This window comes from Antarctobacter sp. (assembly GCF_965277915.1).
Classification (GTDB): domain Bacteria; phylum Pseudomonadota; class Alphaproteobacteria; order Rhodobacterales; family Rhodobacteraceae; genus Antarctobacter.
The window spans coordinates 3,544,344-3,569,200 of sequence record NZ_OZ255849.1 but is presented as its reverse complement, the minus strand read 5'-3'; the positions used below and the strand labels follow the sequence as shown (position 1 = coordinate 3,569,200).

25 protein-coding genes are annotated in these 24,857 nt (G+C 64.4%); 21 read left to right on the top strand and 4 right to left on the bottom strand.

Annotation, left to right across the window (positions count from 1 at the left end; translation table 11 throughout):
- Nucleotide 1 precedes the first annotated feature (1 nt).
- The 6 genes from ACQY5B_RS18340 to ACQY5B_RS18315 all read left to right on the top strand — a co-directional run bounded on the left by ACQY5B_RS18340 (nt 2) and on the right by ACQY5B_RS18315 (nt 3,506).
- Nucleotides 2–520 (top strand): DUF1643 domain-containing protein, encoded by a 519-nt coding sequence (locus tag ACQY5B_RS18340; RefSeq protein ID WP_420328059.1) that lies wholly within the window; start codon nt 2–4, stop codon nt 518–520.
- Nucleotides 510–797: a DUF5665 domain-containing protein gene (locus ACQY5B_RS18335; RefSeq protein WP_305968744.1), complete on the top strand. Its 288-nt coding sequence runs from the start codon at nt 510–512 to the stop codon at nt 795–797. The genes ACQY5B_RS18340 and ACQY5B_RS18335 overlap by 11 nt, the downstream gene beginning before the upstream one ends.
- A 96-nt stretch (nt 798–893) precedes the next feature.
- Complete coding sequence (locus tag ACQY5B_RS18330) at nt 894–1,517, top strand: hypothetical protein (RefSeq protein WP_420328060.1); 624 nt, start codon at nt 894–896, stop codon at nt 1,515–1,517.
- Between the two features lie 129 nt (nt 1,518–1,646).
- On the top strand, nt 1,647–1,916 hold the full coding sequence (gene rpsO / locus ACQY5B_RS18325; protein WP_305968746.1) for a 30S ribosomal protein S15: 270 nt from the start codon (nt 1,647–1,649) through the stop codon (nt 1,914–1,916).
- A gap of 145 nt (nt 1,917–2,061) precedes the next feature.
- Nucleotides 2,062–3,264, top strand: a complete 1,203-nt coding sequence (locus tag ACQY5B_RS18320; RefSeq protein WP_420328062.1) for a GTP-binding protein — start codon at nt 2,062–2,064, stop codon at nt 3,262–3,264.
- Nucleotides 3,264–3,506, top strand: coding sequence for a DUF6525 family protein (locus ACQY5B_RS18315; RefSeq protein WP_420328064.1), 243 nt, complete (start codon nt 3,264–3,266; stop codon nt 3,504–3,506). The genes ACQY5B_RS18320 and ACQY5B_RS18315 overlap by 1 nt, the downstream gene beginning before the upstream one ends.
- Nucleotide 3,507: 1 nt before the next feature.
- On the opposite strand, the gene ACQY5B_RS18310 is transcribed toward ACQY5B_RS18315, so the two are convergent.
- A complete protein-coding gene (locus tag ACQY5B_RS18310) occupies nt 3,508–4,773 on the bottom strand; it encodes a cation:proton antiporter (RefSeq protein ID WP_420328065.1) in 1,266 nt (421 codons plus the stop codon).
- A gap of 299 nt (nt 4,774–5,072) precedes the next feature.
- On the opposite strand from ACQY5B_RS18310, the gene pnp reads away from it, so the two are divergent.
- The 3 genes from pnp to ACQY5B_RS18295 all read left to right on the top strand — a co-directional run bounded on the left by pnp (nt 5,073) and on the right by ACQY5B_RS18295 (nt 8,483).
- On the top strand, nt 5,073–7,211 hold the full coding sequence (gene pnp, locus ACQY5B_RS18305; protein WP_305968750.1) for a polyribonucleotide nucleotidyltransferase: 2,139 nt from the start codon (nt 5,073–5,075) through the stop codon (nt 7,209–7,211).
- A gap of 101 nt (nt 7,212–7,312) precedes the next feature.
- Nucleotides 7,313–8,122, top strand: a complete 810-nt coding sequence (locus tag ACQY5B_RS18300; protein ID WP_420328066.1) for a DUF2711 family protein — start codon at nt 7,313–7,315, stop codon at nt 8,120–8,122.
- A gap of 7 nt (nt 8,123–8,129) precedes the next feature.
- Complete coding sequence (locus ACQY5B_RS18295) at nt 8,130–8,483, top strand: YigZ family protein (RefSeq protein WP_420328068.1); 354 nt, start codon at nt 8,130–8,132, stop codon at nt 8,481–8,483.
- A gap of 21 nt (nt 8,484–8,504) precedes the next feature.
- Here the strand turns inward: ACQY5B_RS18295 and ACQY5B_RS18290 are convergent, their stop codons facing one another.
- Nucleotides 8,505–8,933, bottom strand: coding sequence for an organic hydroperoxide resistance protein (locus tag ACQY5B_RS18290; RefSeq protein ID WP_305968753.1), 429 nt, complete (start codon nt 8,931–8,933; stop codon nt 8,505–8,507).
- Between the two features lie 104 nt (nt 8,934–9,037).
- Here ACQY5B_RS18290 and ACQY5B_RS18285 point away from each other — a divergent pair, with 104 nt between their 5' ends.
- A complete protein-coding gene (locus ACQY5B_RS18285) occupies nt 9,038–9,505 on the top strand; it encodes a MarR family winged helix-turn-helix transcriptional regulator (protein WP_420328070.1) in 468 nt (155 codons plus the stop codon).
- 382 nt (nt 9,506–9,887) lie between these two features.
- Here ACQY5B_RS18285 and ACQY5B_RS18280 read toward each other — a convergent pair whose 3' ends face one another.
- Nucleotides 9,888–10,574 carry a response regulator transcription factor gene (locus ACQY5B_RS18280; RefSeq protein ID WP_305968755.1) on the bottom strand — a complete coding sequence of 229 codons (687 nt, stop codon included), beginning with the start codon at nt 10,572–10,574 and terminating at the stop codon, nt 9,888–9,890.
- Between the two features lie 146 nt (nt 10,575–10,720).
- Between ACQY5B_RS18280 and ribA the strand changes: the two genes are divergently transcribed.
- The 11 genes from ribA to ACQY5B_RS18225 all read left to right on the top strand — a co-directional run bounded on the left by ribA (nt 10,721) and on the right by ACQY5B_RS18225 (nt 22,893).
- A complete protein-coding gene (gene ribA / locus ACQY5B_RS18275; RefSeq protein WP_420328072.1) occupies nt 10,721–11,803 on the top strand; it encodes a GTP cyclohydrolase II in 1,083 nt (360 codons plus the stop codon).
- A gap of 156 nt (nt 11,804–11,959) precedes the next feature.
- A complete protein-coding gene (locus ACQY5B_RS18270) occupies nt 11,960–12,961 on the top strand; it encodes an LLM class flavin-dependent oxidoreductase (protein WP_420328074.1) in 1,002 nt (333 codons plus the stop codon).
- A 3-nt stretch (nt 12,962–12,964) separates the two neighbouring features.
- Nucleotides 12,965–13,423: a DUF2267 domain-containing protein gene (locus ACQY5B_RS18265; protein WP_420328076.1), complete on the top strand. Its 459-nt coding sequence runs from the start codon at nt 12,965–12,967 to the stop codon at nt 13,421–13,423.
- Entirely contained in the window at nt 13,420–13,902 is a 483-nt protein-coding gene (locus ACQY5B_RS18260; RefSeq protein WP_428400303.1) for a L,D-transpeptidase family protein, read from the top strand. Before ACQY5B_RS18265 ends, ACQY5B_RS18260 begins: the two co-directional genes overlap by 4 nt.
- A gap of 301 nt (nt 13,903–14,203) precedes the next feature.
- Complete coding sequence (locus ACQY5B_RS18255) at nt 14,204–15,307, top strand: ABC transporter ATP-binding protein (protein ID WP_305968760.1); 1,104 nt, start codon at nt 14,204–14,206, stop codon at nt 15,305–15,307.
- Nucleotides 15,308–15,422: 115 nt separating this feature from the next.
- Nucleotides 15,423–16,538, top strand: coding sequence for an extracellular solute-binding protein (locus ACQY5B_RS18250; protein WP_305968761.1), 1,116 nt, complete (start codon nt 15,423–15,425; stop codon nt 16,536–16,538).
- A gap of 102 nt (nt 16,539–16,640) precedes the next feature.
- The gene (locus tag ACQY5B_RS18245; RefSeq protein WP_420328080.1) at nt 16,641–17,246 is read left to right on the top strand and encodes a DUF1330 domain-containing protein; all 606 of its coding nucleotides are present in this window, start codon (nt 16,641–16,643) and stop codon (nt 17,244–17,246) included.
- Nucleotides 17,243–19,015, top strand: a complete 1,773-nt coding sequence (locus tag ACQY5B_RS18240) for an ABC transporter permease (protein WP_420328082.1) — start codon at nt 17,243–17,245, stop codon at nt 19,013–19,015. Before ACQY5B_RS18245 ends, ACQY5B_RS18240 begins: the two co-directional genes overlap by 4 nt.
- 3 nt (nt 19,016–19,018) lie before the next feature.
- A complete protein-coding gene (locus ACQY5B_RS18235; RefSeq protein ID WP_420328083.1) occupies nt 19,019–20,203 on the top strand; it encodes an ABC transporter permease in 1,185 nt (394 codons plus the stop codon).
- Nucleotides 20,204–20,315: 112 nt separating this feature from the next.
- Entirely contained in the window at nt 20,316–21,554 is a 1,239-nt protein-coding gene (locus ACQY5B_RS18230; protein WP_420328085.1) for a PAS domain-containing protein, read from the top strand.
- Between the two features lie 91 nt (nt 21,555–21,645).
- Entirely contained in the window at nt 21,646–22,893 is a 1,248-nt protein-coding gene (locus ACQY5B_RS18225; protein ID WP_420328087.1) for a PAS domain-containing protein, read from the top strand.
- A gap of 35 nt (nt 22,894–22,928) precedes the next feature.
- Here the strand turns inward: ACQY5B_RS18225 and dxs are convergent, their stop codons facing one another.
- Nucleotides 22,929–24,854 (bottom strand): 1-deoxy-D-xylulose-5-phosphate synthase, encoded by a 1,926-nt coding sequence (dxs, locus tag ACQY5B_RS18220; protein WP_420328088.1) that lies wholly within the window; start codon nt 24,852–24,854, stop codon nt 22,929–22,931.
- Between the last annotated feature and the right edge of the window lie 3 nt (nt 24,855–24,857).

The following is a 24,857-nucleotide window of genomic DNA, read 5'->3' as shown; positions in this document are numbered from 1 at the left end:
CATGATCGAAAGGCACGCGGAAAAGGATGGAGAGCACAGCACGGCGTGGTATTCGCCTTGCGAGCGCTATCGTTACGGGCTGCGCCGGGTCTGGGATGCGGGCGCGGGCGAGGTGCTGTTCGTGATGCTCAACCCCTCGACCGCCAGCGAACTGGCCAACGACCCGACCATCGAGCGCTGCCAGCGGCGGACGAAGGCGCTGGGCTACGGGGCGATGCGGATAGCCAATCTCTTTGCGTTTCGCGCAACCCGGCCTCAGGACCTGCGCCGCGCCGAGGATCCGGAAGGGCCGGAGAATGCCGCGTTGTTGCGGGAGTGGTCGGGCGCGGCAGACCTGACGCTGGCCGCCTGGGGCGTTCACGGGGCCCTGCAGGGGGCCGGGCAACGGGCGGCGCCGATGCTGCGGGGCGACGTTCGGCACCTGGGCCTGACAAAGGCGGGCCACCCGCGCCACCCGCTTTATGTGTCCTACGCGGTCCACCCCGAACCCTGGCCGATGGAGATGCGCTATGCCGCCTGAAACAGAGACCGACGCCCTGCGGCAGGAAGTGGCGCGCCTGGCCGACGAGGTCACGCGCCTCAACCAGCACCGCTTTGTCCGTGTCCACAACAATCTGGCGCGGCTGATGGCCTTTCAGTTCCTGAGGGGCATGATGCTGGGCCTGGGCACGGCGCTGGGGGCGACGGCGCTGGTGTCCGTCGTGGTCCTGTTGCTGAGCCAGATCGAGTTCATTCCGATCCTTGGCGATCTTGCCTCTGCACTGATCGAGGAAATCCGGATCGAAGAGACCGAGTAAGCCTTGTTTTACCCCGTGGTGCCATAGTCGCTGCCTGAACCGGGGCGGCATGAAGGGCCTGTTTGCGCCGGAAAAGCGGAAAACGGGGCTGCAGCGATGTATCTACTGGCGGGGCTCATGGGGCTGATGGCGCTTGGATCGGTGGCGATCGTCAGTATCGGCGACGATCCGGACGAGGCGCTTGCCGACGGGGGGGAGGGCGGTGACGATGATATGCCGACCTCGCCTCTGTCCCCGGTCTCTCTGGGGGTGTTCCAGTTCTTTCCGCAGGGGATCGGGACCGAGGAGGGCGCGCCTGGGGAGGCTTCGCTTGAGGACGGGCGATCGCTGTTTGCGCGCATGGGGCTGATCAACCTGCCCGGGCTGGACGCGGTCGAGGAGGCCGGGCCGGGGGCGGGTGCGTTGCGGCTGGATGCCTTCCGGGTTGAGGCAGCGGAGGTTCTGACCGGGACGCCGGGGGACGAAACGGCAGATCTTGCCGTGGCAGACCGGCTGGACTACGACGACGCGGAAGATCAACTGGTGATCGTCTATGACGACAGCGCCGGCGGACCGGAACCCGAGCTGGAGCTGTCCGCCCGCGAGGACGACCCGGACACGACAGACATTCGCCTGGGCGGGACGGTGCTGGCCAGCCTGCCCACCGCCGAGGCGCCGCCGCTGTCCTCGATCGTGCTGGTGGGCGAAAGCGACGCCGCCGCGCTGAACCTTGGGATGTAGGCGTGCGGGCTTGCCAAGCTGACGGGAATCGCGTAACTGCGCGCATCCGCTTTGGCGGACCTCTCCACGGGCCTTGCTGGACGACATCCCGGCTTGTGCCATAACCCTTTAATCCGAAAGGAGACCCCGATGTCGATCACCGCGGAAGAAAAGACCCGCCTGATGAAGGAATACGCCACCAAGGAAGGCGACACCGGTTCGCCCGAAGTGCAGGTGGCCATCCTGACCAAGCGTATCTCGACCCTGACCGAACACTTCAAGACCCACAAGAAGGACAACCACTCGCGTCGTGGCCTTCTGATGATGGTTGCTCAGCGCCGCAAGCTGCTGGACTACCTCAAGGGCAAGGACGAAGAGCGGTATCGCTCGCTGATCGGCCGCCTGGGCATCCGCCGCTAAGGCATTGCCCCGTCGCTGAACGGATTGACCGCGTTTCCCCCTGGGAAGCGCGGTTTTTCTTTGCGCGGTCGGGATTGGGGCTGGTGGTGGCTGTTATGTTATACTATAACAGTCACCTGTTTCTTGCCGAATAGGGAGCTTGACCATGCCCGACACCGATCCCCGCATTCCCGTCACCGTGCTTTCCGGATTCCTGGGGGCGGGCAAGACGACGCTGCTCAACCGGGTGCTGAACAATCGCGAGGGGCGGCGCGTTGCCGTGATCGTCAATGACATGTCCGAGGTGAACATCGACGCCGACCTGGTGCGCGCGGGGGGCGCGAACCTCAGCCAGACCGACGAGACGCTGGTGGAAATGTCCAACGGATGTATCTGCTGCACCCTGCGCGAGGACCTTCTGGTCGAGGTGCGGCGACTGGCGGAGGAGGGGCGTTTTGACACGCTGCTGATAGAATCCACCGGCGTCGCCGAGCCGCTGCCGGTGGCGGCGAGCTTTGCCTTCCGCGACGAAGAGGGCCAGAGCCTGTCGGATGTTGCGCGTCTGGACACGATGGTGACCGTGGTCGATGCCTGCAACCTGCTGGAAGACTTTTCCAGCCACGATTTCCTGGTGGACCGCGGCGAAAGCCTGGGCGAGGAAGACGAGCGCACCCTGGTCGACCTGTTGACCGACCAGATCGAGTTTGCCGATGTGATCGTGCTGAACAAGGTCAGCGATGCTGGCGCGGTCAAGGTGGACGCGGCGCAAAAGATCATCCGCAGCCTGAACGCGGACGCGCGCATCCTGTGCACGGATCACGGCGAGGTGGCGACCGCGGAGATCCTGGAAACCGGGCTGTTCGATTTCGACAAGGCGCATGAACATGCCGCCTGGGCAAAGGAGTTGTACGGCTTTGCCGATCACGTTCCCGAGACCGAGGAATACGGCATCACCAGCCATGTTTTCCGGGCGCGCGAGCCGTTCGATCCCGAGCGCATCCACGCGCTGCTGAACGGGAACCTGCCCGGCGTGATCCGCGCCAAGGGGCATTTCTGGCTGTCGACGCGCCCCGACTGGGTGGCCGAGTTCTCGCTGGCCGGGGCCTTGTCGAGCGTCAAGCCGCTGGGCAAGTGGTGGGCGACGGTCCCGAAGGAGAACTGGCCCAAGGATGCGCGGGCGCAGGAATATTTCCTTGCCCATTGGGCCGAGCCCTTTGGCGACCGGCGGCAGGAACTGGTCTTTATCGGCGCGGGCATCGACTGGGCCGACCTGAAGGCGCGGCTGGAGGCCTGTCTTGTGCCCGAGATGACAGGCGCCGAGCGGCCGGACCCGTTCCCCCGCTGGCGGGACGCGCGAGAGGTGGCCTGATGGCAGGCCGCCGCAACGGAAACCGCGGCGCCGTGGAGATCACGCCGCGCCGCCGCAAGCGCGACCCGATGCGCGTCTACGATGGCCTGCCGGCACCGCTGCGGCGCTGGATGGCCGGGGCCGTCCTGCCCTGGTCGCCCGAGTCCTGCCTTGCCATATGGCGGCGCGCCGATTGTCCGGACGAGGCGCTGGAGCGGCTGAACCGGGCAGAGCGCGCCACGCTGGAAAGGGCCGGATTGTGAGTCAGACGAGGTCGGGTTCGCGCCCGACCCGGCTGGCCAGCTTGCCGATGGTCAGCCCCTGCACGATGATCGAGAAGACGACGATCACATAGGTGACGGTCAGAATCAGCGGCTTCCACTCGCTGTCGGGCAGCGACAGGGCAAGGGCGACAGAGATGCCGCCCTTGAGCCCGCCCCAGGTCATGATCGGCATGACGCCGGGTGCAAATGTGCGGAAGGGGCGCAGCATCAGGATCGGCACCACCACCGCGCAGAGCCGCCCCAACAGCGCCAGCGCGATGGCGATCACGCCGGTCACCAGCATGTCGGTTTCCAGTTGCACGGCAAAGATCTCGACCCCGATCAGCATGAAGAGCACGGCGTTCAGAATCTCGTCCACCAGAACCCAGAACTTCTCGACGTATTCTCGGGTTTCCTCGGACATGCCGTGCTTGGCGCCGATGTCGCCGATCAGAAGGCCGGCGCAAACCGCCGCGATGGGGGCCGAGACATGCAGCGCGATCGCCAGTTCGTAGCCGCCGAAGGCCAGTGCGAGGGTCATCAGCACCTCGAGCGAGTAATCGTCGATATGACGCATGACCCGGAAGGTCAGCCAGCCCAGCACGAGGCCCAGAGCCGCGCCGCCAAGCGCCTCTTGCGCAAAGAGCCTGGCGGCGTCCAGAGCGGGGCTGGCATGGGCGGCATCGCCGTGCCCGTGCGAGAGCGCCGGAAAGGCCAGTCCGACCAGCACCAGGAAGACGACGTAGCCGACGCCGTCGTTGAACAGGCTTTCGCCCGCAACCTGCGTTTCCAATGACTTGCGCAGCTTGGCCTGTTTCAGGACACCCATGACGGCCACGGGATCGGTGGGTGAGATCAGCGCGCCAAAGACCAGTGCGATCAGCAGCGGCGCCCCGGTCAGCCATTGGAACCCCAGCCCGATGACAACCGTCGAGAGCGCCACGCCGATGGTGGCCATCAGCAGGACCGTCGGCCAGACCGCGCGCAGGTCCGACAGCTTGACGTGCAGCGCGCCCGCAAACAGCAACAGGCCCAGCATCCCCTCCAGCAGCGCGTCGGAAAAGTCGATGCCGGTGACGATGGCGCGCAGATCCTCGGCCAGCGTCAGCGAAGGCACCATCGTGTCCAGCCCCAGCGCCGCCATCGAAGTCAGCAGGGCGACGACGAGAATGCCGATGGCCGAGGGCAGGCGCAGGACGAAATAGTTGATCGCGCCAAAGACGGCGGCAAGGACGATGAGAAGGGAAGCAATCTGAAGAATGTTCATGGGTCTGGCCTGATGAAATCACGTTCCGCGCTGTAGCACGGCCCCCGGTGCCGGCAAATGGCAATGATCCGGGGCCGCCGTCCGCCCGGAACCTGCCGGGCCGAAAAAAATGGGATGTCGGAACGTGTGGCATGGAACGCAACGGCTTCACAAAAGGCGCTTGCTGCTGTATGGCGCCAGACATCTGAGACGTGACGCTTTGACCCCGGCGCATGGGATGATGAAGGGGTCGGCGGCAATGGGGCCGCCAGTCAAACGGAGGACCGGCAGGGGCCGGAGCGCCTCCTAGAGGATAACTGATGTTCAAAGAAGTCAAAAAGTCGATGCAGTGGGGCGAGGAAACGCTCACACTGGAAACCGGCAAGGTTGCCCGTCAGGCCGACGGCAGCGTCATCGCCACCCTGGGCGAGACCAGCGTCATGGCCAACGTGACCTTTGCCAAGCAGCAGAAGGAAGGCCAGGACTTCTTCCCGCTGACCGTCCATTACCAGGAAAAATACTACGCCGCCGGCAAGGTGCCCGGTGGCTTCTTCAAGCGCGAGGCACGTCCGACCGAGAAGGAGACGCTGACCGCGCGCCTGATCGACCGTCCGATCCGCCCGCTTTTCGTCCCCGGCTTCAAGAACGAAGTGCTGGTGATGTGCACCGTTCTGTCGCACGATCTGGTCAATGATCCGGACATCGTGGCGATGATCGCGGCCAGCGCGGCGCTGACCATTTCCGGCGCGCCCTTCATGGGCCCGATCGCCGGTGCGCGCGTGGGCTTCGAGGATGGCGAATACGTCCTGAACCCGACCGTCGAGGACATGGACCAGCTGCGCAACAACCCCGAGCAGCGGCTCGACCTGGTTGTCGCGGGCACCAAGGACGCGGTCATGATGGTCGAGTCCGAAGCCTATGAACTGACCGAGGACGAGATGCTGGGCGCGGTCATGTTCGCGCATGAAAGCATCCAGCCGGTCATCGACCTGATCATCTCGCTGGCCGAGGAATCCGCCAAGGAACCCTTCGACTTCCAGCCGCCGGATTACTCGGCCCTGTTCGACGCGGTCAAGGCTGCTGGCGAAGACAAGATGCGCGCTGCCTACGCGATCTCTGACAAGCAGGAGCGCGTGACCACGGTTGCCGCCGTCAAGGAAGAGATCAAGGCCGGCCTCAGCGAGGAACAGCTTGAAGATCCCAACCTGGGGTCCGCGATCAAAAAGCTGGAATCGATGGTGCTGCGCGGTGACGTGGTCAAGAACGGCCGCCGCATCGACGGCCGCGCCCTTGACGAGGTGCGCCCGATCGTCTGCGAAACCGGCCTGCTGCCGCGCACCCACGGGTCGGCGCTGTTCACCCGCGGTGAAACGCAGGGTCTGGTCGTGACCACGCTGGGCACCGGCGACGACGAACAGATCATCGACGCGCTGCACGGCAACTACCGTTCGAACTTCCTGCTGCACTACAACTTCCCGCCCTATTCGGTGGGCGAGGTTGGCCGCGTGGGGTCGCCCGGTCGTCGCGAGATCGGCCACGGCAAGCTGGCATGGCGCGCGCTGCAGGCGGTGCTGCCCGCCGCGACCGATTTCCCCTACACGATCCGCGTCGTGTCCGAGATCACCGAATCCAACGGTTCGTCCTCGATGGCCTCCGTCTGTGGCGGGTCGCTGGCGATGATGGATGCGGGTGTTCCGCTCAAGGCCCCGGTGGCCGGTGTGGCGATGGGCCTGGTGCTGGAAGAGGATGGCTCCTACGGCATCCTGACCGACATCCTGGGCGACGAGGATCACCTCGGCGACATGGACTTCAAGGTTGCGGGGACCGAAAACGGCATCACCTCGCTGCAGATGGACATCAAGGTCGCGGGCATCACGCCCGAGATCATGAAGGCAGCCCTGGCACAGGCCAAGGATGGCCGGATGCACATCCTGGGCGAGATGTCCAAGGCCCTGTCCTCGGCCGGTGAGTTCAGCGTGCACGCACCGCGCATCGAGACCATGCAGATCCCGACCGACAAGATCCGTGAAGTGATCGGGTCGGGCGGCAAGGTGATCCGCGAGATCGTGGAAACCTCGGGCGCCAAGGTCGACATCAACGACGAGGGCATCATCAAGATCGCCTCGCCCGACGGTGAATCCATCAAGAAGGCCTACGACATGATCTATTCGATCGTGGCAGAGCCGGAAGAGGGCAAGATCTACAAGGGCAAGGTCGTGAAGATCGTCGATTTCGGCGCCTTCGTGAACTTCTTTGGCAAGCGTGACGGCCTGGTGCACGTCAGCCAGATCGAGAACCGCCGCCTGAACCATCCTTCGGACGTTCTGAAGGAAGGCCAGGAAGTCTTCGTCAAGCTGCTGGGCTTTGACGACCGCGGCAAGGTGCGTCTGGCGATGAAGATGGTCGACCAGGAGTCCGGTGAAGAGATCACCAAGCAAAAGGAAGAAGCGGAGGAGTGATCCCCGCTGTCCGCCGGCGGCAGGCGCCGTCGGCAGTTTCCCGGACGGGCGGCCTTTGGGCCGCCCGTTTGCACTTTGATCCGAGACGACGACAGGACCCCATGCATCACATTGGCCGGGCCATTCAGCACCCCCCGACAGAGCTTCCCGTCCTGGAATGGTGGGCGCGCGACTACGACCATGTCTTTGCGGTCTACAATCCGTTTTTCACCGTTCCGGGGCATCATCCTGACACGACCCAATACGGACCCGCGCGCATCAACGTAACCTCCGCCGACGAGCTGAGCGCACTGGCCGAGGCCCCGCCCGTGCCGGAGAACCCGGCGCCGGATGAATTTCCGGACGTCATCAAGCAAAGCGGCAGCCCGCTGCGTTGGGAGGCGGTGCGCCAGGCGATCGGGGCCGAGGACCGGGCGCTCTTCGAGCGGACTGTCTGGCTCTGGGCGTTGAACATCGAGCGCGACGATACCGACGACGGGATGCGCTCGGCGCTGACCCGCCATTGCAAGGCACATGGCATCTATCCGCCCGAGGAAGACTGCTTGCCGGCGATCATGGAGCCGATGCTGGCCGGCTACCTGCAGGCGCTGGGAATCGACGAGATCATGTTGTGGGACGAATACCGCGAAAACGCCCTGCCGGCCCCGCGCGACGCGCTGGACCGGGACGAGGTCGCCGTCTGGCTGGACGGGGCGACGGGCAACTCGGTGCGCGCGATCAGCGCGCCGGGGTTCCTCATCAGCTGGGCCTTTGACGATGTGCACGGCGTGTTGGCCCTGACCGACGACCTGTACCGCCGCTGCGCGCCGGACCGCTTTCTGGAATGCCGGGCCTACGGGGTAGGGGGTTACGTCGATCTCTTCAACCCGACAGAGTTCCTCGACCGGCTGCCGCGCACTGGGACCCATTGAGGCGCCCGTGCTGGTCCTCGAGAACATCATCAGTGACCGGGGGTCGCGCTACGCGGTCTCCGGCGGGCCGTGCCGCAATGCGGATGAGGCCGCGGGTTTCCTCAAAGAGCTGAAACGGCGCAAGAAATTCGCCAAGGCCACGCATAACACCTGGGCCTGCCTGACCGGGGACGGCCCGCTGAAGAACGACGACGGCGAAAGCGGCGCGGGCATGGTCATCCTGCGGATGCTGGAGCGCAAGGACCTGCGCGACACCATCGTCGTGGTGACACGCTGGTACGGTGGCAAGCACCTGGGTGGCGACCGCTTCCGCCATGTGCAGGACGCGGTGCGCCAGTTTATCGAGGCGCGGGGCGGCTGAACCGGCCCCGCGCCAAAGGCCTCAGACGACTTCGGTCTCCACCTCGATGTTGCCCTTGGTCGCGTGCGAGTAGGGGCAGATGAAGTGACCGCGCTCGGCGATCTTTTCGGCGACTTCGCGTTCGACGCCGGGCATCGACACCGACAGTTTCACCTTGAGACCGAAACCACCTTCGTCGCGCGGCCCGATGCCGACATGGGCCGTGACCTTGGCGTCTTCCGGCACGGTGCCCAGCTTTTCGTTCTGTGCGGCAAAGCGCATGGCGCCGAGATAGCAGGCGGCATAGCCGGTGGCGAAGAGCTCTTCGGGATTGTGGCCCTTGCCGGAACCGCCCAGCTCTGTCGGGCTGGTCATCGTGACCGTCAGCATCCCCGAAGCGAGGCCGGCAGATCCGTTGCGGCCGCCGCCGGTGGCCCATGCCTCGGTCCAGTATTTCGTGTCGACACTCATGACATTCTCCTTTCGCGCGGGAATTGATCGTGTGCGAAACATCTGTGTCGCGCGTGGATTTGTCAATGCTTGCGATTTCATCCTGCACGATCTATTCCTGTGTCATGTCCAGTTCCCTTTCTCCCTCGGAAATGCTCTGCTTCGCGCTGTATTCGGCGGGCCATGCCATGCAGCAGGCCTACAAGCCTTTGCTGGATCCTCTTGGGCTGACCTACCCGCAATACCTGGTGCTGACGGCACTGTGGTCGGCGGATGACCGGCCGCTGGGTTCGCTGGCGGTGCAGATGCAACTGGCCTCGAACACGCTGACGCCGCTGGTCAAGCGGTTGGAGACAAAGGGCCTGGTGACCCGCCGCCGCGACCCGGAGGATGAACGCCAGGTGCGCATTCGCCTGACCGAGGAGGGGCGCGCGTTGCAGGTCCAGAGCGCGGATATCGCGCGCTGTTTCCTGGAGCGGTCGGGCCTGACCTTGAGTGATGCGGCAAGACTGCGCGACGAGGTCATGACCCTGCGCGACAACCTGCGCGACGAGGCGGAACTGGATCCCTTGCCAAACGACCCCGCCTCATAGGCGATCACGGGGTCCGGTCAGGGGGAACGATGGCCGCTGGTTTACCCTTATGCCCGGTCGCGTAAACGTGGATACGACAGGAACGGGAACGACCCCTTCGTCACTCACGGTACGCACCCGGGGTCCCGGTGCCGGCGCCGGGACCCGACCCTTTGCGGGTCTTCATTGAAACCCTTTGATGAACCAGAAAAAAAGGCCGGGCAAAGTGCCCGGCCAGGTCCAACAGGGAGGTGCATGCGATAACCCGCACATGCAACGGGAACTCATCGGCCCAGATTAAAACATGACCGAGTCATGAAAAAATGATCTGGGTCAAACCTGTCCGAAACAAGACTTACATGTGCACCTTTGTTCCGTGCAATGCGACCTAAGTGTGTGCTCGTCAGCTTACAAGGCGGTATCCGCCAGATTCCGTCACCAGCAGGCGCGCATTCGACGGATCGGGTTCGATCTTTTGTCGCAGGCGATAGATATGCGTCTCGAGCGTATGCGTCGTCACCCCGGCATTGTAGCCCCAGACCTCGTGCAGCAGCGTGTCGCGCGGCACCACGCCCTCTGTCGAACGGTAGAGGAACTTTAGGATGTTGGTCTCTTTCTCGGTCAGGCGGATCTTCTTTTCGTCTTCCGTGACCAGCATCTTCATCGAGGGCTTGAAGGTGTAGGGGCCGACGGTGAACACCGCGTCCTCTGACTGTTCGTGCTGGCGCAATTGGGCGCGAATACGGGCCAGCAGGACCGGGAACTTGAACGGTTTGGTCACATAGTCGTTGGCGCCCGCATCAAGGCCGAGGATCGTGTCGGCGTCGCTGTCATGGCCGGTCAGCATGATGATCGGCGATTTGACGCCCTGCTTGCGCATCAGGCGGCACAATTCGCGCCCGTCGGTGTCGGGCAGGCCGACGTCCAGGATGATCAGGTCATAGATCTGCTCCTTGACCCGGGCCATCGCGCTGGCGCCTGCATCCGCCTCGAAGACCTCGAAGTCCTCGGTCATGACCAATTGCTCGGCCAGCGCCTCGCGCAGGTCCTCTTCGTCGTCGACCAGCAGGATGTTTCGCAGTTGCGCCATTGTGCGGCCCTCCGTGTTGCCTTTTCTCGCAGATGTGGACAGAGTGCGCCTCCGGCAAGCTTTGCTGCAATACTTTCACGTCCTCGTGTGCTGAGGGCGGAAATGTTACAGGATGCCGGGGAGTTGGCCAGCCGGAGGATGTAGAGTTGGGACTGGGGCCGGACCTGAATGAAACATTGGCGCGGGCCCGTGCAGACCTGCGCATGGGCGTGCCCGTTGGCCTGCGCGCGGAGGGGGCACATGTGCTTGTCGCGGCGGCAGAGACCCTGTCCGAAGCGCGGCTTTGCGCGATGCGGGCGCTGGGTCCGCTGGACCTGGCCCTGACCGACCGGCGCGCGGCCACGTTGAAGGCGCGGGCCTATGACGGGGACGTAGCGCGGGTGATCGTTCCCGAGGATGCGCGCCTGTCCTGGGTGCAGGACCTGGCCGACCCCGCCGATGACCTGGCCAATCCGATGAAGGGGCCGTTGCAGACCCGGCGCGACGGATCGGTCATGCTGCACCGGCTGGGACTGCAACTGTGCAAGGGCGCGCGGTTGCTGCCGGCGGCCCTGGTCGTGCCGGTGGCGCCGGGAACCGCCGCGGCGCAGGGTCTGCTGGAGATCGACGGTGCAGAGGCCGCCCCCCTGCTGGAGGCCCTGCCGGAGCTGGATCATGTGGTGTCCGCCCGCGTGCCCCTGCGCGCGGCCGAGAACGCGCGGCTGCATATCTATCGCCCGGCAGACGGGTCCGAAGAACATTACGCCATCGAGATCGGCCGCCCCGACCGGGCGGAACCGGTGCTGGCGCGCCTGCATTCGGCCTGTTTCACCGGCGACCTGCTGGGGTCACTGAAATGCGACTGTGGTCCGCAGTTGAACGCGGCGCTGATGCAGATGGGGCAGGAAGGCGCGGGCGTTTTGCTGTACCTGCAACAGGAGGGCCGGGGCATTGGACTGGCCAACAAGATGCGCGCCTATGCCTTGCAGGACCAAGGGTTCGACACGGTCGAGGCGAACCACCGGCTGGGGTTCGAGGATGATGAGCGCGATTTCCGACTGGGTGCGCAGATCCTTGAAAAGATGGGCTTCTCTGCGGTCCGGTTGATGACCAACAACCCGGCCAAGATGCGGATGATGGAAAGCTGCGGCATCGGCGTGGCCGAGCGCGTGCCGTTGAAGGTGGGGGAGACCGTGCACAACACCCGTTACCTTGCGGTGAAGGCGGCGAAGTCGGGCCACCTGCTGTAACCGAGCGCATTTGGCTATCGCCGGGGGCTTTGCCCCCGGACCCCCAGAGGTATTTTCAGCCCAAAGAAACCGGGGCGGACCCAAGGCGGAGACGCGGGGCAGGGGGCGTTGTCAGCGCGACCGCGCATGCCTAGCTTTGGTCCAAAGGAGACGCACATGCATTATTCCCTGCTCGATCTGTCGCCCGTTCCCGAGGGGTTCGCGGCCGCCGACGCATTGCGCAACACCGGCGATCTTGCCCGGAAAGCCGAGGCCTGGGGCTATCACCGCTACTGGATGGCGGAGCATCACAACATGCCGGGCATCGCTTCGGCTGCGACGGCGGTCCTGGTAGGCCATGTCGCCGGGCTGACCAGCCGGATGCGCGTCGGGGCAGGGGGCATCATGCTGCCAAACCACGCGCCTCTGGCCGTGGCAGAGGCCTTTGGCACGCTGGCGACGCTGTACCCCGACCGGATCGACCTTGGCCTTGGCCGCGCGCCGGGGGGCGACGCGATGGTGATGCGGGCGCTGGGGGTGCATCCGGAACGTGCCGAGCAGTTCCACGCCGAAGTCGGAGAGCTGCGCGAGTTGCTCGGGCCGCCAGAGGAGGGGCGCCCGGTGCGCGCGCTGCCCGGCGAGGGGACCGAGGTTCCGCTTTGGGTCCTGGGGTCTTCGCTGCACGGGGCGCAGGTGGCGGCGCTCCTGGGGCTGCCCTATGCCTTTGCCTCGCATTTCGCGCCGCAGGCGCTGGAAAAGGCGCTGGAGGTCTACCGGCGGCATTTCCGGCCTTCCGCGACACTGGACCGGCCCCATGCGATGGTGGCGATCAACGTCTTTGCCGCCGATACCGAGGCGCGGGCGCATTGGCTGCGGACAAGCATGCAACAGGCCTTTTACCGACTCCGGACCGGCCAGCGCGGCAAGCTGCCCGCGCCCGTCGAGGACCTGTCCACGGTGGTACCGGCGGGCGCCATGCCGGCGCTGGACGAGGCCCTGCGGATCAGTGCCGTGGGCGATGCCGGGCAGGTCGAAACGCAGCTGCGGGGTTTCATCGACCAATTCGCCCCGGACGAGGTGATCCTGACCGGGCAGATCCACGATCACGCATCGCGCCTGCGGTCCTTCGAGATCGGGGCGCAGGTGATGCAGCGCATCACCCGTGCCGAAGCGGCCTGACCCGTGCCGCAGCCCTGGACATACCGCCACGCCAGCCGCGAGTACCGCGCCTTTCTGGACGATGTGAAAGCGCGGATGGACCTCGACTCGGACAACATGGCCTACACGGCGCTGGACGGCGTGTTCCAGGTGTTCCGGCGACGGGTGACGGCGGAAGAGGGCCTGCGCTTTGCCAGCGCGCTGCCCAGCGTGCCGCGGGCGATTTTCGTTGCCGGCTGGTGCCCCGAGGTGCCGCCAGCCCCTTGGGGGCCGCGCGATGACCTGATCCGCGAGGCACAGGCGCTGCGACCCAACCACAACCTGACCCCGGACAATTGCATCGCGGCGGTGGCCTGGGCCCTGCGCCGCGCTGTCCGGGGGCCGGACTGGGAGCGCGCGCTGGCCGCCTTGCCGCCCGAGGCGCGCGACTTCTGGCGCGTCGAGGTCGACGACCCCGGCGAACTGGAGCCCGGAATTCGATGAGCGCCGGTGACATGATCCTGACGCCACGCGGGCTGCGGTTCGCGGGTCGGCTCTGGCCCTGTTCGGTGGGTCGGGGCGGCGTGACCACGGACAAGCGCGAGGGCGACGGCGCCACTCCGGCGGGGATGCACCGGATCACGGGCATGTTCTATCGTCCCGACCGGATTGCGCGCCCGACCGATTGGGCGGTGCCGATCGGCCCGCGCGATCTGTGGTCGGATGACCCCACGCACGAGGACTACAACCTGATGGTGCGCGCGCCCTACGCGGGCAGTCACGAGCGTCTGCGCCGCGCCGACCGCCTGTATGACCTCGTCTTGCTGACCGACTGGAACTGGCCCCGGGCCGAGCGGGGCAGGGGCTCGGCGATCTTCCTGCACCGCTGGCGCCGACCGGGCTTCCCGACCGAAGGCTGCATCGCTTTCCGGCCGGACCACTTGCTGAAGCTCGCAGCCGGATCACGCCCCGGACCCGGTTGATCGTTCCCGAAACCCTGGCCCGCCCCCTGTCCGGAGGCCGCCGCTGATCCGCCGTTCCGGGCGCGCGCGCTGCCCCCGTGTGTTCAGGGCCGCTGTCAAGATCGCAGGCAAATTGCCCGAATCGGGTTGTTTCGCCTTCCGTTCGGCCGGTTGCGCGCCGCTTTAATGACCGGAAAAGCCGTATTTGCCTGCCGCATACGCAGATTTCAGTGATTTGCTTGCAAGTCCAAACGTCACGCGCTTTAGTCTGTTCACAATACAGCGGAGAAACATCCGCGAAATAACAGACAGGGAGTCTGACGTGGCTGATGGAGCTAGTGGCGACGCATTCGTCGCCTTTGAGCGCGTGCAAAAGAGCTATGATGGCGAAACGCTCGTCGTCAAAGACCTGAACCTCAGCATGCCGAAAGGCGAGTTTCTGACGATGCTCGGGCCGTCCGGCTCCGGCAAGACCACTTGCCTGATGATGCTGGCCGGGTTCGAGACCGCCACACATGGTGAAATCAAGCTGGACGGCATCAGCATCAACAACATCCCTCCGCACAAGCGGGGCATCGGAATGGTGTTCCAGAACTACGCGCTGTTCCCGCACATGACCGTGGCCGAAAACCTCAGCTTTCCGCTGGAAGTGCGCAAGATCGCCAAGTCTGAGCGTGAAAAGAAGGTCAAACATGCGCTGGACATGGTCCAGATGGGGGCCTTTGGCGGTCGCCGCCCGGCGCAGCTTTCGGGTGGTCAGCAGCAGCGGATCGCGCTGGCCCGCGCCTTGGTCTTCGAGCCGGAACTGGTGCTCATGGACGAACCGCTGGGCGCGCTGGACAAGCAGCTGCGCGAACACATGCAGTTCGAGATCACCAATCTGGCGCACCAGCTGGGCATCACCGTGGTCTACGTCACCCACGACCAGACCGAGGCGCTGACCATGTCGGACCGCGTCGCCGTCTTCAATGACGGGCGCATCCAGCAGCTTGCACCGCCGGACGAGCTGTACGAAAAGCCGCAGAACAGCTTTGTCGCCCAGTTCATCGGCGAGAACAACACGCTTGAAGGCGTGGTGACCGCGATGAAAGGCGATATCTGCGAGGTCAAGCTGGACAGCGGCGAAGTGCTGGACGCTACACCCGTCAACGTCAGCAAGGAAGGCGAGCGGACGCGGGTGTCGATCCGGCCCGAGCGCGTGGAATTCAACAAGGAACGCCTGCAGGAAGGCGCGCACACGTTGAAGGCCGAAGTTCTGGAATTCATCTACATGGGCGATATCTTCCGTACGAGGCTCCGTGTCGCGGGCAATGACGACTTCGTCATCAAGACCCGTAACGCACCGGACCAGGTGCGGCTGGAGCCCGGCAGCCAGATCGAGATCGGTTGGCTGCCCGAAGATTGCCGGGCGCTGGACGCCGGGTGATCCGAATGCCGTCTCCTGCGCCGTCGACACGCGCGCGGGGACGCGACCTTGGGGCGTGGTTCGTACCCGTAACATCGCCTCAACCAAGATAACGGGTGAACTAGGGAGTTATTTGATGAAACTCACAAAGACACTGCTGGCCTCCACGGCCCTGACCGTGGCAGCCGCGGGCGTTTCGGCTCAGGACATGGCGAAAGACATGACCATCGTGAGCTGGGGCGGTGCCTACCAGAACTCGCAGCTGAAAGCCTATGTCGAACCCTATCTGGAAATGCATCCGGATGTCTCGGTGGCGTGGGACGAAAGCTCTGCCGAGGCCGTGGCCAAGCTGCGTGCGATGAACGAAGCCGGCAACATCACCTGGGACCTCGTGGACGTGACCGCCGCATCGGCGATCCGCCTCTGCGACGAAGGCCTGGCGATGGAAATCGACTTTGACGACGCGCTGGCCGAGGCGCCCGACGGCACCGGTGCCGAAGATGACTTCGGCGACCTGATCGTCTCCGACTGCTTCATCCCGCAGATCGTCTACTCGACCACCTTCGGCTATCGTTCCGACATGGTGCCGGAAGGTGTCGAGCCGCCGTCCGACGTCTGCGCCGTCTTCGACCTGGAAACCTATCCGGGCAAGCGCGCGCTGGAAAAGCGCCCGCTGAACAACATGGAATGGGCGCTGTACTGTGACGGCGTGGCCAAGGACGAGATCTACGACGTCCTGGAAACCGACGAAGGCCAGGACCGCGCGCTTGCGAAGCTGGACACCATCAAGGACCAGGTCGTCTGGTGGTCGGCCGGCGCGGACACGCCGCAGCTGCTGGCCGATGGCGAGGTCTTCATGGGTTCGACCTACAACGGTCGTCTCTTCTCGGTCATCGAGGAGCAGGACCAGCCGGTGGCGATGCTGTGGGACATGCAGGTGTTCGACCTTGACGGTTGGATTGTCCCCGAGGGCCTGTCCGACGACGCCCTGGCGCGCGTGATGGACTTCCTGTACTTCGCGACCGACACCCAGCGTCTGGCCGACCAGGCCAAGTACATCTCCTACGGTCCGGCACGCGAAAGCTCGGCCCCGATGGTGTCGCAGCACGCGGAACTGGGCATCGACATGGCACCGCACATGCCGACCGATCCGGCGAACGCGGGCAACACCCTGCTCTACAACTACGAGTTCTGGGCTGACTATCGCGACGACATCGACGCGAAATTCCAGTCCTGGCTCGCCCAGAACTGATCTCGCGCCGTGGCGGGGGTGATCCCCGCCCCGTGAGGACAAGATCGTTCGTGGCGGGCGGAATCGCCCGCCACGGACCAAGAGAAACGACGGGGACACCACATGCCGAAGGGCTATATCATCGGCCACATAACGGTGACCGATCCCGAACCGTACAAGGAGTACGTTGCCCGGGATACTCCGATCCTGCTGAGCTACGGCGCCAGGCCCCTGGTGCGCGGCGGGCAGGCCGAAGTTGTCGAGGGAACGGCCAACGAACGGCACGTCGTTTTTGAATTCGACAGCTACGATACGGCGCTGAAGGCCTATCACGACCCCGACTACCAGGAGGTTGCCAAGATCCGCCGGGCCAATGCGACCAGTGCGATCATGGTCGCCGAAGGCAACGACGAGGATCTGCCCGAACCGGCCGGCGAGGCGCCGCTGGGCTACCTGATCGCCCATGTCACGGTGAACGATCCCGAGGCTTACAAGCCCTATGTCGACGGCAATACCCCGATCATGCGCGGCCACGGCGCCCGGTACATCGTGCGCGGCGGACGGGCTGAAGTGCTTGAGGGGGAACTGGGCGCGCGTCACGTGGTGATCGCCTATCCCAGCTACGACGCGGCCAAGGCCGCATATCACGATCCGGCCTACCAGGATCTCGTGAAAATCAGACAGGCCCATTCCGAGGGCACAATCATTCTTGTGGAGGGCGCGGCATGAGCACGCTGAAGGGATCCGGACCGCAGACGTCCGACGCACCGACGCCAGAGGATGCCTTTCACGAGGCGGCCGCACTGGACGCCCGGGAAGGCGAACCGCCGCACGGTTCCGGCAATGGCGGCCCGGTGCTGGCTGCCGATGGCACACCCCTGAAACGCAGCCTGGCCCGGGCCCTGCGCGCGCAGAAGATGCGCGCCCTTGCCCTGATCGCGCCGCTGCTGATCTTCGTGCTGCTGACCTTCATCGCGCCGATCGCGGACATGCTGTTTCGCTCGGTGGAGAACCAGATCGTGCGTGACACGCTGCCTCGCACGGTCGAGGCGCTGGCCGACTGGGATGACACCAGCGGCGAACTGCCCGACGATGCGGTGTTCGACGCGGCCTACACGGATATTTTCCTGGCCGCCGAATACAAGCTGCACACGCGGCTCGGCTCGCGTCTCAACTACGAGCTGACCGGGGTCTCTTCGCTGTTCCGCAAGTCGGGCCGCGGCCTGGACGACATCGGCGAGGTCTACCTGGACCAGTTCGAGGATCTTGACGAAAACTGGGACGAGGCGCTGCCCTGGGCAGAGCTCATGGGCACCGCCGACAGCGTGGCGGCCTACAAGGCCTGGGTCGCCGCCGAGGAAAAAGCCAAGGAGAACGACGAGGATTTCAACGATCCCATCCCGGCTTTCGAGATGCGCGACGATATCGCCGATGTGTTGCCGCGCACGGCAGAGGCCTACAGCCGCTTTGCCACGTTTGTGCGTGACGAGGACGAGGACAGCCCGTTCGAGGAGGAGCCTTGGACGCTGGTCGTGACCCGGCTCTACGAGGATCTCCGCGATGGCGATGTCTCGTCCTATGACGGGCCGCGCGCCGAGATGCTCAAGGCGGCGGATGCGCTGGTGGACAGCCCGGATTTCGAGACTGCCGACCTCAAGACCGCCTTTGGCGAGATCGACGAGGACTGGCTGGACTTGCGGGTCTGGGAAACCATCAAGATGTACAGCCCGGCCTACACCAACGGCTATTTCCTGAACGCGGTCGATATGCAGAAGACGACCGATGGCCCGGCGCTGCGGGATGAGGACGAACGGATCTATGGCCTGCTGTTCAAGCGGACGATGTTCATGAGCCTCGTGATCACGTTCAGCTGTATCGCGCTGGCCTACCCGGTGGCCTACCTGCTGTCGACGCTGCCGATGCGGACCGCCAACCTGCTGATGATCCTGGTCCTCCTGCCTTTCTGGACCTCGCTGCTGGTGCGGACCTCGGCCTGGAAGGTCATGCTGCAGCAACAGGGGGTCATCAACGACGTTCTGGTATGGCTGGGGCTGGTGGCCGATGACGGGCGATTGGTGATGATCAACAACCAGTTGGGCACGATCATCGCGATGACGCATATCCTGCTGCCCTTCATGATCCTGCCGATGTATTCGGTGATGTCGACGATCCCGCCGTCTTATGTCCGCGCGGCCAAATCGCTGGGCGCGACCAACTGGACGGCATTCTGGCGGGTCTACTTCCCGCAGTCGGTGCCGGGCATCGGCGCCGGGTCGATCCTCGTGTTCATCCTGTCGATCGGCTACTACATCACGCCCGAGATCGTCGGCGGCACAACCGGTACCTTCATCTCGAACCGGATCGCCTATCACATCTCGTCCTCGCTGAACTGGGGTCTGGCCGCGGCATTGGGGACGATCCTGCTGGCGGTGGTGCTGATCCTCTACTGGGCCTACGACAAGATCGTCGGCATCGACAACGTGAAGCTGGGGGGCTGATCCATGGCCGTTGAAACCAAAGCCGTCAAACAACCGCTCCAGTTTTCCGCCCCGATGGTCGGCCTTGCGGGGGCCTTTGCGGGCATCTTCGTGGGGGCCGCCAACGGATCGGTTCTGCTGGGCATCATCCTTGGGTTCGCGATCCTGGCGCTGCTGGCCTTCATCGCGCTCGGGGTCTTGGATCCGAAGCTGGAAAAGCCTTTCAAATGGGGCCTGATCGGTGTCATGGCGCTTGCAGGCCTCTTGCTGGGAAGCCTGCCCGGCCTGGTGGTCGGCGCGATCTTTGGCTCGTTCTTCGGCTGGTTCATCTACTGGATCGGCATGGGGCGTCACCGTGTTCCGCTGCAACCCTACCTGACGTCCGGCCAGGTGCTGTGGGAATACAGTTTCCGGGTCATCGCCGGGGCCATCTTCGTCTTCCTGATCACGCCGATCCTCGTGGTCATGCCGCTGTCCTTCAACGCCGAGGATTTCTTTACCTTCACGCCCGAAATGCTGCGGTTTGACCCTGAAGGCTACAGCCTGAAGCACTACCGGGATTTCTTTACTTCGTCGGAATGGCAGCAGGCGCTGCGCAATTCGCTGATCATCGCGCCCCTGGCGACTCTTCTGTCGGTCAGCTTTGGCACGCTGGCGGCGATCGGCCTCAGCTCGGAACATGTTCCGTTCCGTCGTGCGATCATGGCGATCCTGATCTCGCCGATGATCGTGCCGCTGATCATCTCGGCCGCGGGCATGTACTTCTTCTACTCGCGGATCGGCCTGCAGGGCACGCTGATGGGGGTGGTGCTTGCACACGCAGCGCTTGGCATTCCCTTTGTCATCATCACCGTGACTGCGACGCTCGTCGGTTTCGACCGTTCTCTGACGCGGGCTGCGGCGAACATGGGGGCGGATCCGGTCACGACCTTCTTCCGCGTGCAGATGCCGCTGATCCTGCCGGGGGTGATTTCCGGTGGCCTGTTCGCCTTCATCACCTCTTTTGACGAAGTTGTCGTAGTGATCTTTGTCGGTTCCGCCCAGCAGCAGACACTGCCCTGGCAGATGTTCACCGGCCTTCGCGAGCAGATCAGCCCGACGATCCTGGCGGTAGCGACGATCCTTGTCGCGATCTCGATCATGCTTTTGACAACGGTCGAAATCCTGCGCCGCCGGTCGGAGAAAATGCGCGGCATGAGCCCGGGCTAAGGTTCAAATCCAATGGAAAATCAGACGCGCGGCACCCAGGTGCCGCGCGTCTGCGTTCAGGATTCGAAAAGGGTTTGCGTTTTAGGGTCGCCCGCAAGCAGGAGGCGCGCCCATGTCAGAACTCGACCCCGCATTTCCATCCGGGTTGTCCAAATCAGAGGCCACGTTCCAGGTGAACGAGGCTTTCTATTCCCGCACCGACAAGCGGGCGATCATCAAGGCGGGGAACGAGGTGTTCCAGCGTGTCGCGGGGCATGAATGGGAACAGCTGCTTGGCGCCCCGCACAAGCTGATCCGCCATTCGGATATGCCAAAAGGCGTTTTTCACATGTTGTGGGAGCGGTTGAAGGCGGGCAAGCCTACCGGGACCTATGTCAAGAACCGGCGGATCTGCGGGCGGTTCTACTGGGTCTACGCCTTGGTGGCGCCGACGGCAGATGGCTACATCTCGACCCGGATCAAGCCGATCTCTTCCCTCCGGGCCGAGGTGGAGGCGCTCTATGCCGAAATGCTGAAGCAGGAGCAGGACGGCATGAGCGCCGCGGACAGCGCAGAGACCCTGCAGAAGTGGATCCGCGACCGGGGCTTTGCCACCTATGACAATTTCCAGAGCCTCGCGCTGGCGACGGAGTTCGAGGCCCGCTCGCGCCAGATGGGGCGTTCGCTGGACCCGATGCTGCAGCGTTTCGTCGACATGTCGCGCGCCATTGCCGAGGTCTGGGACGAGGCGGACAAGATGACAGAGGCCTTCAAGGCGATCCGAACCGTGCCGATGAACATGAGGATCATCGCCTCGCGGCTGGAAAACGTCGGCGGACCGATCAGCGCGATTTCCGTCAATTACAGCCAGATGCTCGAAGAGATGTCGACCTGGGTCCAGACCTTCGTCGAAGGGGAAGATTGCGTCTTTGCCAATATCCGCGGCGCCATTTTCATGGGGCAGTTCCTCTGTTTCGCCTCGGCCGTCGAGCGCGAGATGATCACCGGCTTCGGGACCAGCCAGGACGCCTACCCGGACGGGATCGACGTCGACCGCGAGATTGCCGAACTGACGGAACATGAACGGCGATTCATGCAGCAGACCATCGACAGGCTGTCTTCCGTGGAACGCGAGGCGCGGCGCTTTGCCCACAGCGTCCTCGACATGAAACGCTATGTCACCGGGCTGAGTTCGACCAGGATGATGTGCAAGATCGAAAGCGCGAGCCTGTCGGAATCAGGCAGTTCCCTGGCCGGGATCGTCGAACAACTGGACAGTTGCCAGCAGGAAATCGAGGATCGCCTTGCGCGGGTGATGGACCTCAACGCGGTGATCCAGAACAACACTGCCCTGCTACGGTCGATGATCTAGACATGACGTATCCGGAAGGCCCTGTCTTTCTCTCCTTCAATGGCGTCGCGCCGACGTTCGGGCGCACTCCCCGTTGTCCCAGGTTTGCACCATGACAGAACACGACCCGCGCTTTGCTGCAGAATCGAGGTTTTCGGCCACCGAGGCCCAGTTTCACCTGACGGAACTGTTCTATTCCCGCACCGATCGGCGCGGGGTCATCAAGGCTGGCAACGACGTGTTCCAGCGCGTTGCCGCCTACCCCTGGGAAGAGATGCTTGGCGCGCCGCACAAGCTGATCCGGCACCCGGACATGCCCAAGGGGGTCTTTTACCTGCTCTGGGACCGGATCAAGGCGGGCAACCCCACCGGCGCCTACGTCAAGAACCGCAGCAGGACCGGGCGCTACTACTGGGTCTTCGCGCTCGTCTCTCCGGCGGACGGCGGGTTCATCTCGACCCGGATCAAGCCCAGTTCCGACCTCTTTGGCACCGTGTCCAGCCTGTACGCCGATCTACTGCGCCGCGAAAGGGAAGAGGGTCTGAGCCCGAGAGAAAGCGCCGAGGCGCTATTGGCCGCTGTCAAGGCGCAGGGGTTTTCCAGCTACGACACTTTCCAGAGCCACGCCCTGGCGACCGAGTTCGAGGCGCGTGCCACCGCGACCGGGCAGGGCATCGACCCGCTGCAGCGGCGGTTTCTGGAAATGTCGCGGGCGATTTCGCAGGTCGGGGTGGAAACCGCCGACCTGACGGAGTCGTTCAAGGTGATCCGCACCGTGCCGATGAACATGCGGATCATCGCCTCGCGGCTGGAAAATGCGGGAGGTGCGATCAGCGCCATTTCCGTGAACTACAGCCAGATGCTCGAAGAGATGTCGGCGTGGGTAAAGACCTTTGTCGAGGGCGACACATGCGTCTTTGCGCGGATGCGCGACGCGATCCTGTGTGGCCAGTTTCTGAGTTTCGCGGCGGCGGTCGAACACGAGATGATCACCTGTTTCGATACCAATGCGGAGCTCTATCCCGATTGCATGGATGCAACGGCGGAGATGGCGGAGGTTGCCGCCCATCGCCAGAAGTTCCTGGACGAAACCGTGGCCTCGCTGGTGCGGGCAGAGGCCGAGGCCAAGCGCTTTGCCCGCAGCGTGCTGGACATGAAACGATACGTCACGGGCCTCAGCTCGACCCGAATGATGTGCAAGATCGAAAGTGCCAGCCTTACGGAGTCGCGCAAGGAACTGGAAGGGATCGTCGAGCAGCTGGATGCCTGCCAGAAGGGTATCGAACAGCGCCTGGCCCGCATGACGGAACTGAACGCGGTGATCCAGACCAACACCGCGATGTTGCGCGCGATGCTGTAGCATCACGGTTCAGGTTCGGTTCCCGGGTTTGATCGTCAGGCGCGTTTGTTCAGCACCGCGGCGCCGAGCGTGTCCAGCACCTTGGCCTCGATATCCTCGGCGTTGAGCTTGGCGACGGCGTACATGTCGCGCGGGCTGGCCTGGTCGATGAAGATGTCGGGCAGCACCATCGAGCGATATTTCAACCCGGTGTCAAAGACGCCTTCCTCGGCCAACAGCTGTGCGACATGGCTGCCAAAGCCACCCACGGCGCCTTCCTCGATGGTGATCAGCGCGTCGTGGTCCCGCGCCAGGCCCAGGATCATCTCCCTGTCCAGCGGCTTGGCAAAGCGCGCGTCGGCAACGGTGGGGGAAACGCCGCGCGCCTCCAGTGCCTCACAAGCCTCCAGCACTTCTTTCAACCGCGTGCCGAAGGACAGGATCGCCACGCCCTTGCCCTGGCGGATCATCCGACCCTTGCCGATTTCCAGCACCTCGCCACGCTCCGGCATCTCGACGCCCATGCCCTCACCGCGCGGATAGCGAAAGGCGATGGGGCCGCTGTCATGCGCCGCGGCGGTGGCGACCATGTGTTTCAATTCGGCCTCGTCGGCTGCTGCCATGACGGTGAACCCGGGCAGGTTCGCCAGGTAGGCCACGTCGAAGGAACCGGCGTGCGTTGCGCCGTCGGCCCCGACCAGCCCGGCGCGGTCGATCGCAAAGCGCACCGGCAACCGCTGGATCGCAACATCATGCACCACCTGGTCGTAACCGCGCTGCAAGAAGGTCGAATAGATCGCGCAGAAGGGCCGCATGCCGCCCGCCGCCAGCCCGGCGGAAAAGGTCACGCCATGCTGTTCCGCGATGCCCACGTCGAAACAGCGCGAGGGGTAGCGTTCAGCGAAAAGGTCCAGCCCGGTGCCATCGGGCATCGCCGCGGTTACGGCGCAAATGCGGGGGTCATCGGCGGCCTCCTGCAATAGCGCCTCGGCAAAGACCTTGGTATAGGACGGCGCATTCGACGGCGCCTTTTTCTGCTTGCCGGTGACCACGTCGAACTTGGCCCGCGCGTGGCCCTTGTCCGGGGCGTGTTCGGCATGGGAATATCCCTTGCCCTTTTTCGTCAACACATGCAGCAGGATCGGCCCGGTCGCGCGCTGGCGCACGGTGCGCAAGACCGGCAGCAGCTGGTGCAGGTCATGCCCGTCCAGCGGACCGAGGTAGGAGAACCCCAGTTCCTCGAACATCGTGCCGCCGACGGTCATGCCCTTGAGCATTTCCTTCGCGCGTTTGGCGCCTTCGCGGAAGGGCTCCGGCAGCATCGACACGGCGCCCTTGGCGGCGGCCTTGAGGTCCTGGAATGGCGCCTCGGCATACAACCGGCTGAGGTAGGAGGAGAGCGCGCCGGTGGGCGGCGCGATGCTCATCTCGTTGTCGTTCAGGATCACGATCATCCGCTTGCCCAGGTGGCCCGCGTTGTTCATCGCCTCAAAGGCCATGCCGGCGCTCATGGCGCCATCGCCGATCACCGCGATCGCATCGCCGTGACCCGTGTCGCAAACGCCGCCCAGATCGCGCGCCACGGCAAAGCCGAGGGCCGCGGAAATCGAGGTCGAGCTATGGGCCGCGCCGAAGGGATCGTAAGGCGACTCGGACCGCTTGGTGAACCCCGAAAGCCCGTCCTTCTGGCGCAGGGTATTCATGCGTCCGCGCCGTCCGGTCAGGATCTTGTGCGGGTAACACTGGTGGCTGACGTCCCAGATGATCTTGTCCCGGGGCGTGTCGAATATCGCGTGCAGGGCCACCGTCAGTTCGATCACGCCCAGGCCCGCGCCAAGGTGGCCGCCAGTCTCCGACACGGCCGCAATCGTCTCGGCGCGCAGTTCCTCTGCCAGCTGTTCCAGCTCGGCATCGGAGAAGTGCTTGAGGTCGGCCGGGCCTTGGACGCGGTCGAGCAATGGGGTGTGGGGCCGGTCGCTCATGGC

Excerpts from the sequence above, each read along its gene's own strand:
- ACQY5B_RS18340 (WP_420328059.1), top strand. The coding sequence starts at position 2 with ATGATCGAAAGGCACGCGGAAAAGGATGGAGAGCACAGCACGGCGTGG.
- ACQY5B_RS18335 (WP_305968744.1), top strand. The coding sequence starts at position 510 with ATGCCGCCTGAAACAGAGACCGACGCCCTGCGGCAGGAAGTGGCGCGC.
- ACQY5B_RS18330 (WP_420328060.1), top strand. The coding sequence starts at position 894 with ATGTATCTACTGGCGGGGCTCATGGGGCTGATGGCGCTTGGATCGGTG.
- rpsO (WP_305968746.1), top strand. The coding sequence starts at position 1,647 with ATGTCGATCACCGCGGAAGAAAAGACCCGCCTGATGAAGGAATACGCC.
- ACQY5B_RS18320 (WP_420328062.1), top strand. The coding sequence starts at position 2,062 with ATGCCCGACACCGATCCCCGCATTCCCGTCACCGTGCTTTCCGGATTC.
- ACQY5B_RS18315 (WP_420328064.1), top strand. The coding sequence starts at position 3,264 with ATGGCAGGCCGCCGCAACGGAAACCGCGGCGCCGTGGAGATCACGCCG.
- ACQY5B_RS18310 (WP_420328065.1), bottom strand. The coding sequence starts at position 4,773 with ATGAACATTCTTCAGATTGCTTCCCTTCTCATCGTCCTTGCCGCCGTC.
- pnp (WP_305968750.1), top strand. The coding sequence starts at position 5,073 with ATGTTCAAAGAAGTCAAAAAGTCGATGCAGTGGGGCGAGGAAACGCTC.
- ACQY5B_RS18300 (WP_420328066.1), top strand. The coding sequence starts at position 7,313 with ATGCATCACATTGGCCGGGCCATTCAGCACCCCCCGACAGAGCTTCCC.
- ACQY5B_RS18290 (WP_305968753.1), bottom strand. The coding sequence starts at position 8,933 with ATGAGTGTCGACACGAAATACTGGACCGAGGCATGGGCCACCGGCGGC.
- ACQY5B_RS18285 (WP_420328070.1), top strand. The coding sequence starts at position 9,038 with ATGTCCAGTTCCCTTTCTCCCTCGGAAATGCTCTGCTTCGCGCTGTAT.
- ACQY5B_RS18280 (WP_305968755.1), bottom strand. The coding sequence starts at position 10,574 with ATGGCGCAACTGCGAAACATCCTGCTGGTCGACGACGAAGAGGACCTG.
- ACQY5B_RS18270 (WP_420328074.1), top strand. The coding sequence starts at position 11,960 with ATGCATTATTCCCTGCTCGATCTGTCGCCCGTTCCCGAGGGGTTCGCG.
- ACQY5B_RS18260 (WP_428400303.1), top strand. The coding sequence starts at position 13,420 with ATGAGCGCCGGTGACATGATCCTGACGCCACGCGGGCTGCGGTTCGCG.
- ACQY5B_RS18250 (WP_305968761.1), top strand. The coding sequence starts at position 15,423 with ATGAAACTCACAAAGACACTGCTGGCCTCCACGGCCCTGACCGTGGCA.
- ACQY5B_RS18245 (WP_420328080.1), top strand. The coding sequence starts at position 16,641 with ATGCCGAAGGGCTATATCATCGGCCACATAACGGTGACCGATCCCGAA.
- ACQY5B_RS18240 (WP_420328082.1), top strand. The coding sequence starts at position 17,243 with ATGAGCACGCTGAAGGGATCCGGACCGCAGACGTCCGACGCACCGACG.
- ACQY5B_RS18235 (WP_420328083.1), top strand. The coding sequence starts at position 19,019 with ATGGCCGTTGAAACCAAAGCCGTCAAACAACCGCTCCAGTTTTCCGCC.
- ACQY5B_RS18230 (WP_420328085.1), top strand. The coding sequence starts at position 20,316 with ATGTCAGAACTCGACCCCGCATTTCCATCCGGGTTGTCCAAATCAGAG.
- ACQY5B_RS18225 (WP_420328087.1), top strand. The coding sequence starts at position 21,646 with ATGACAGAACACGACCCGCGCTTTGCTGCAGAATCGAGGTTTTCGGCC.
- dxs (WP_420328088.1), bottom strand. The coding sequence starts at position 24,854 with ATGAGCGACCGGCCCCACACCCCATTGCTCGACCGCGTCCAAGGCCCG.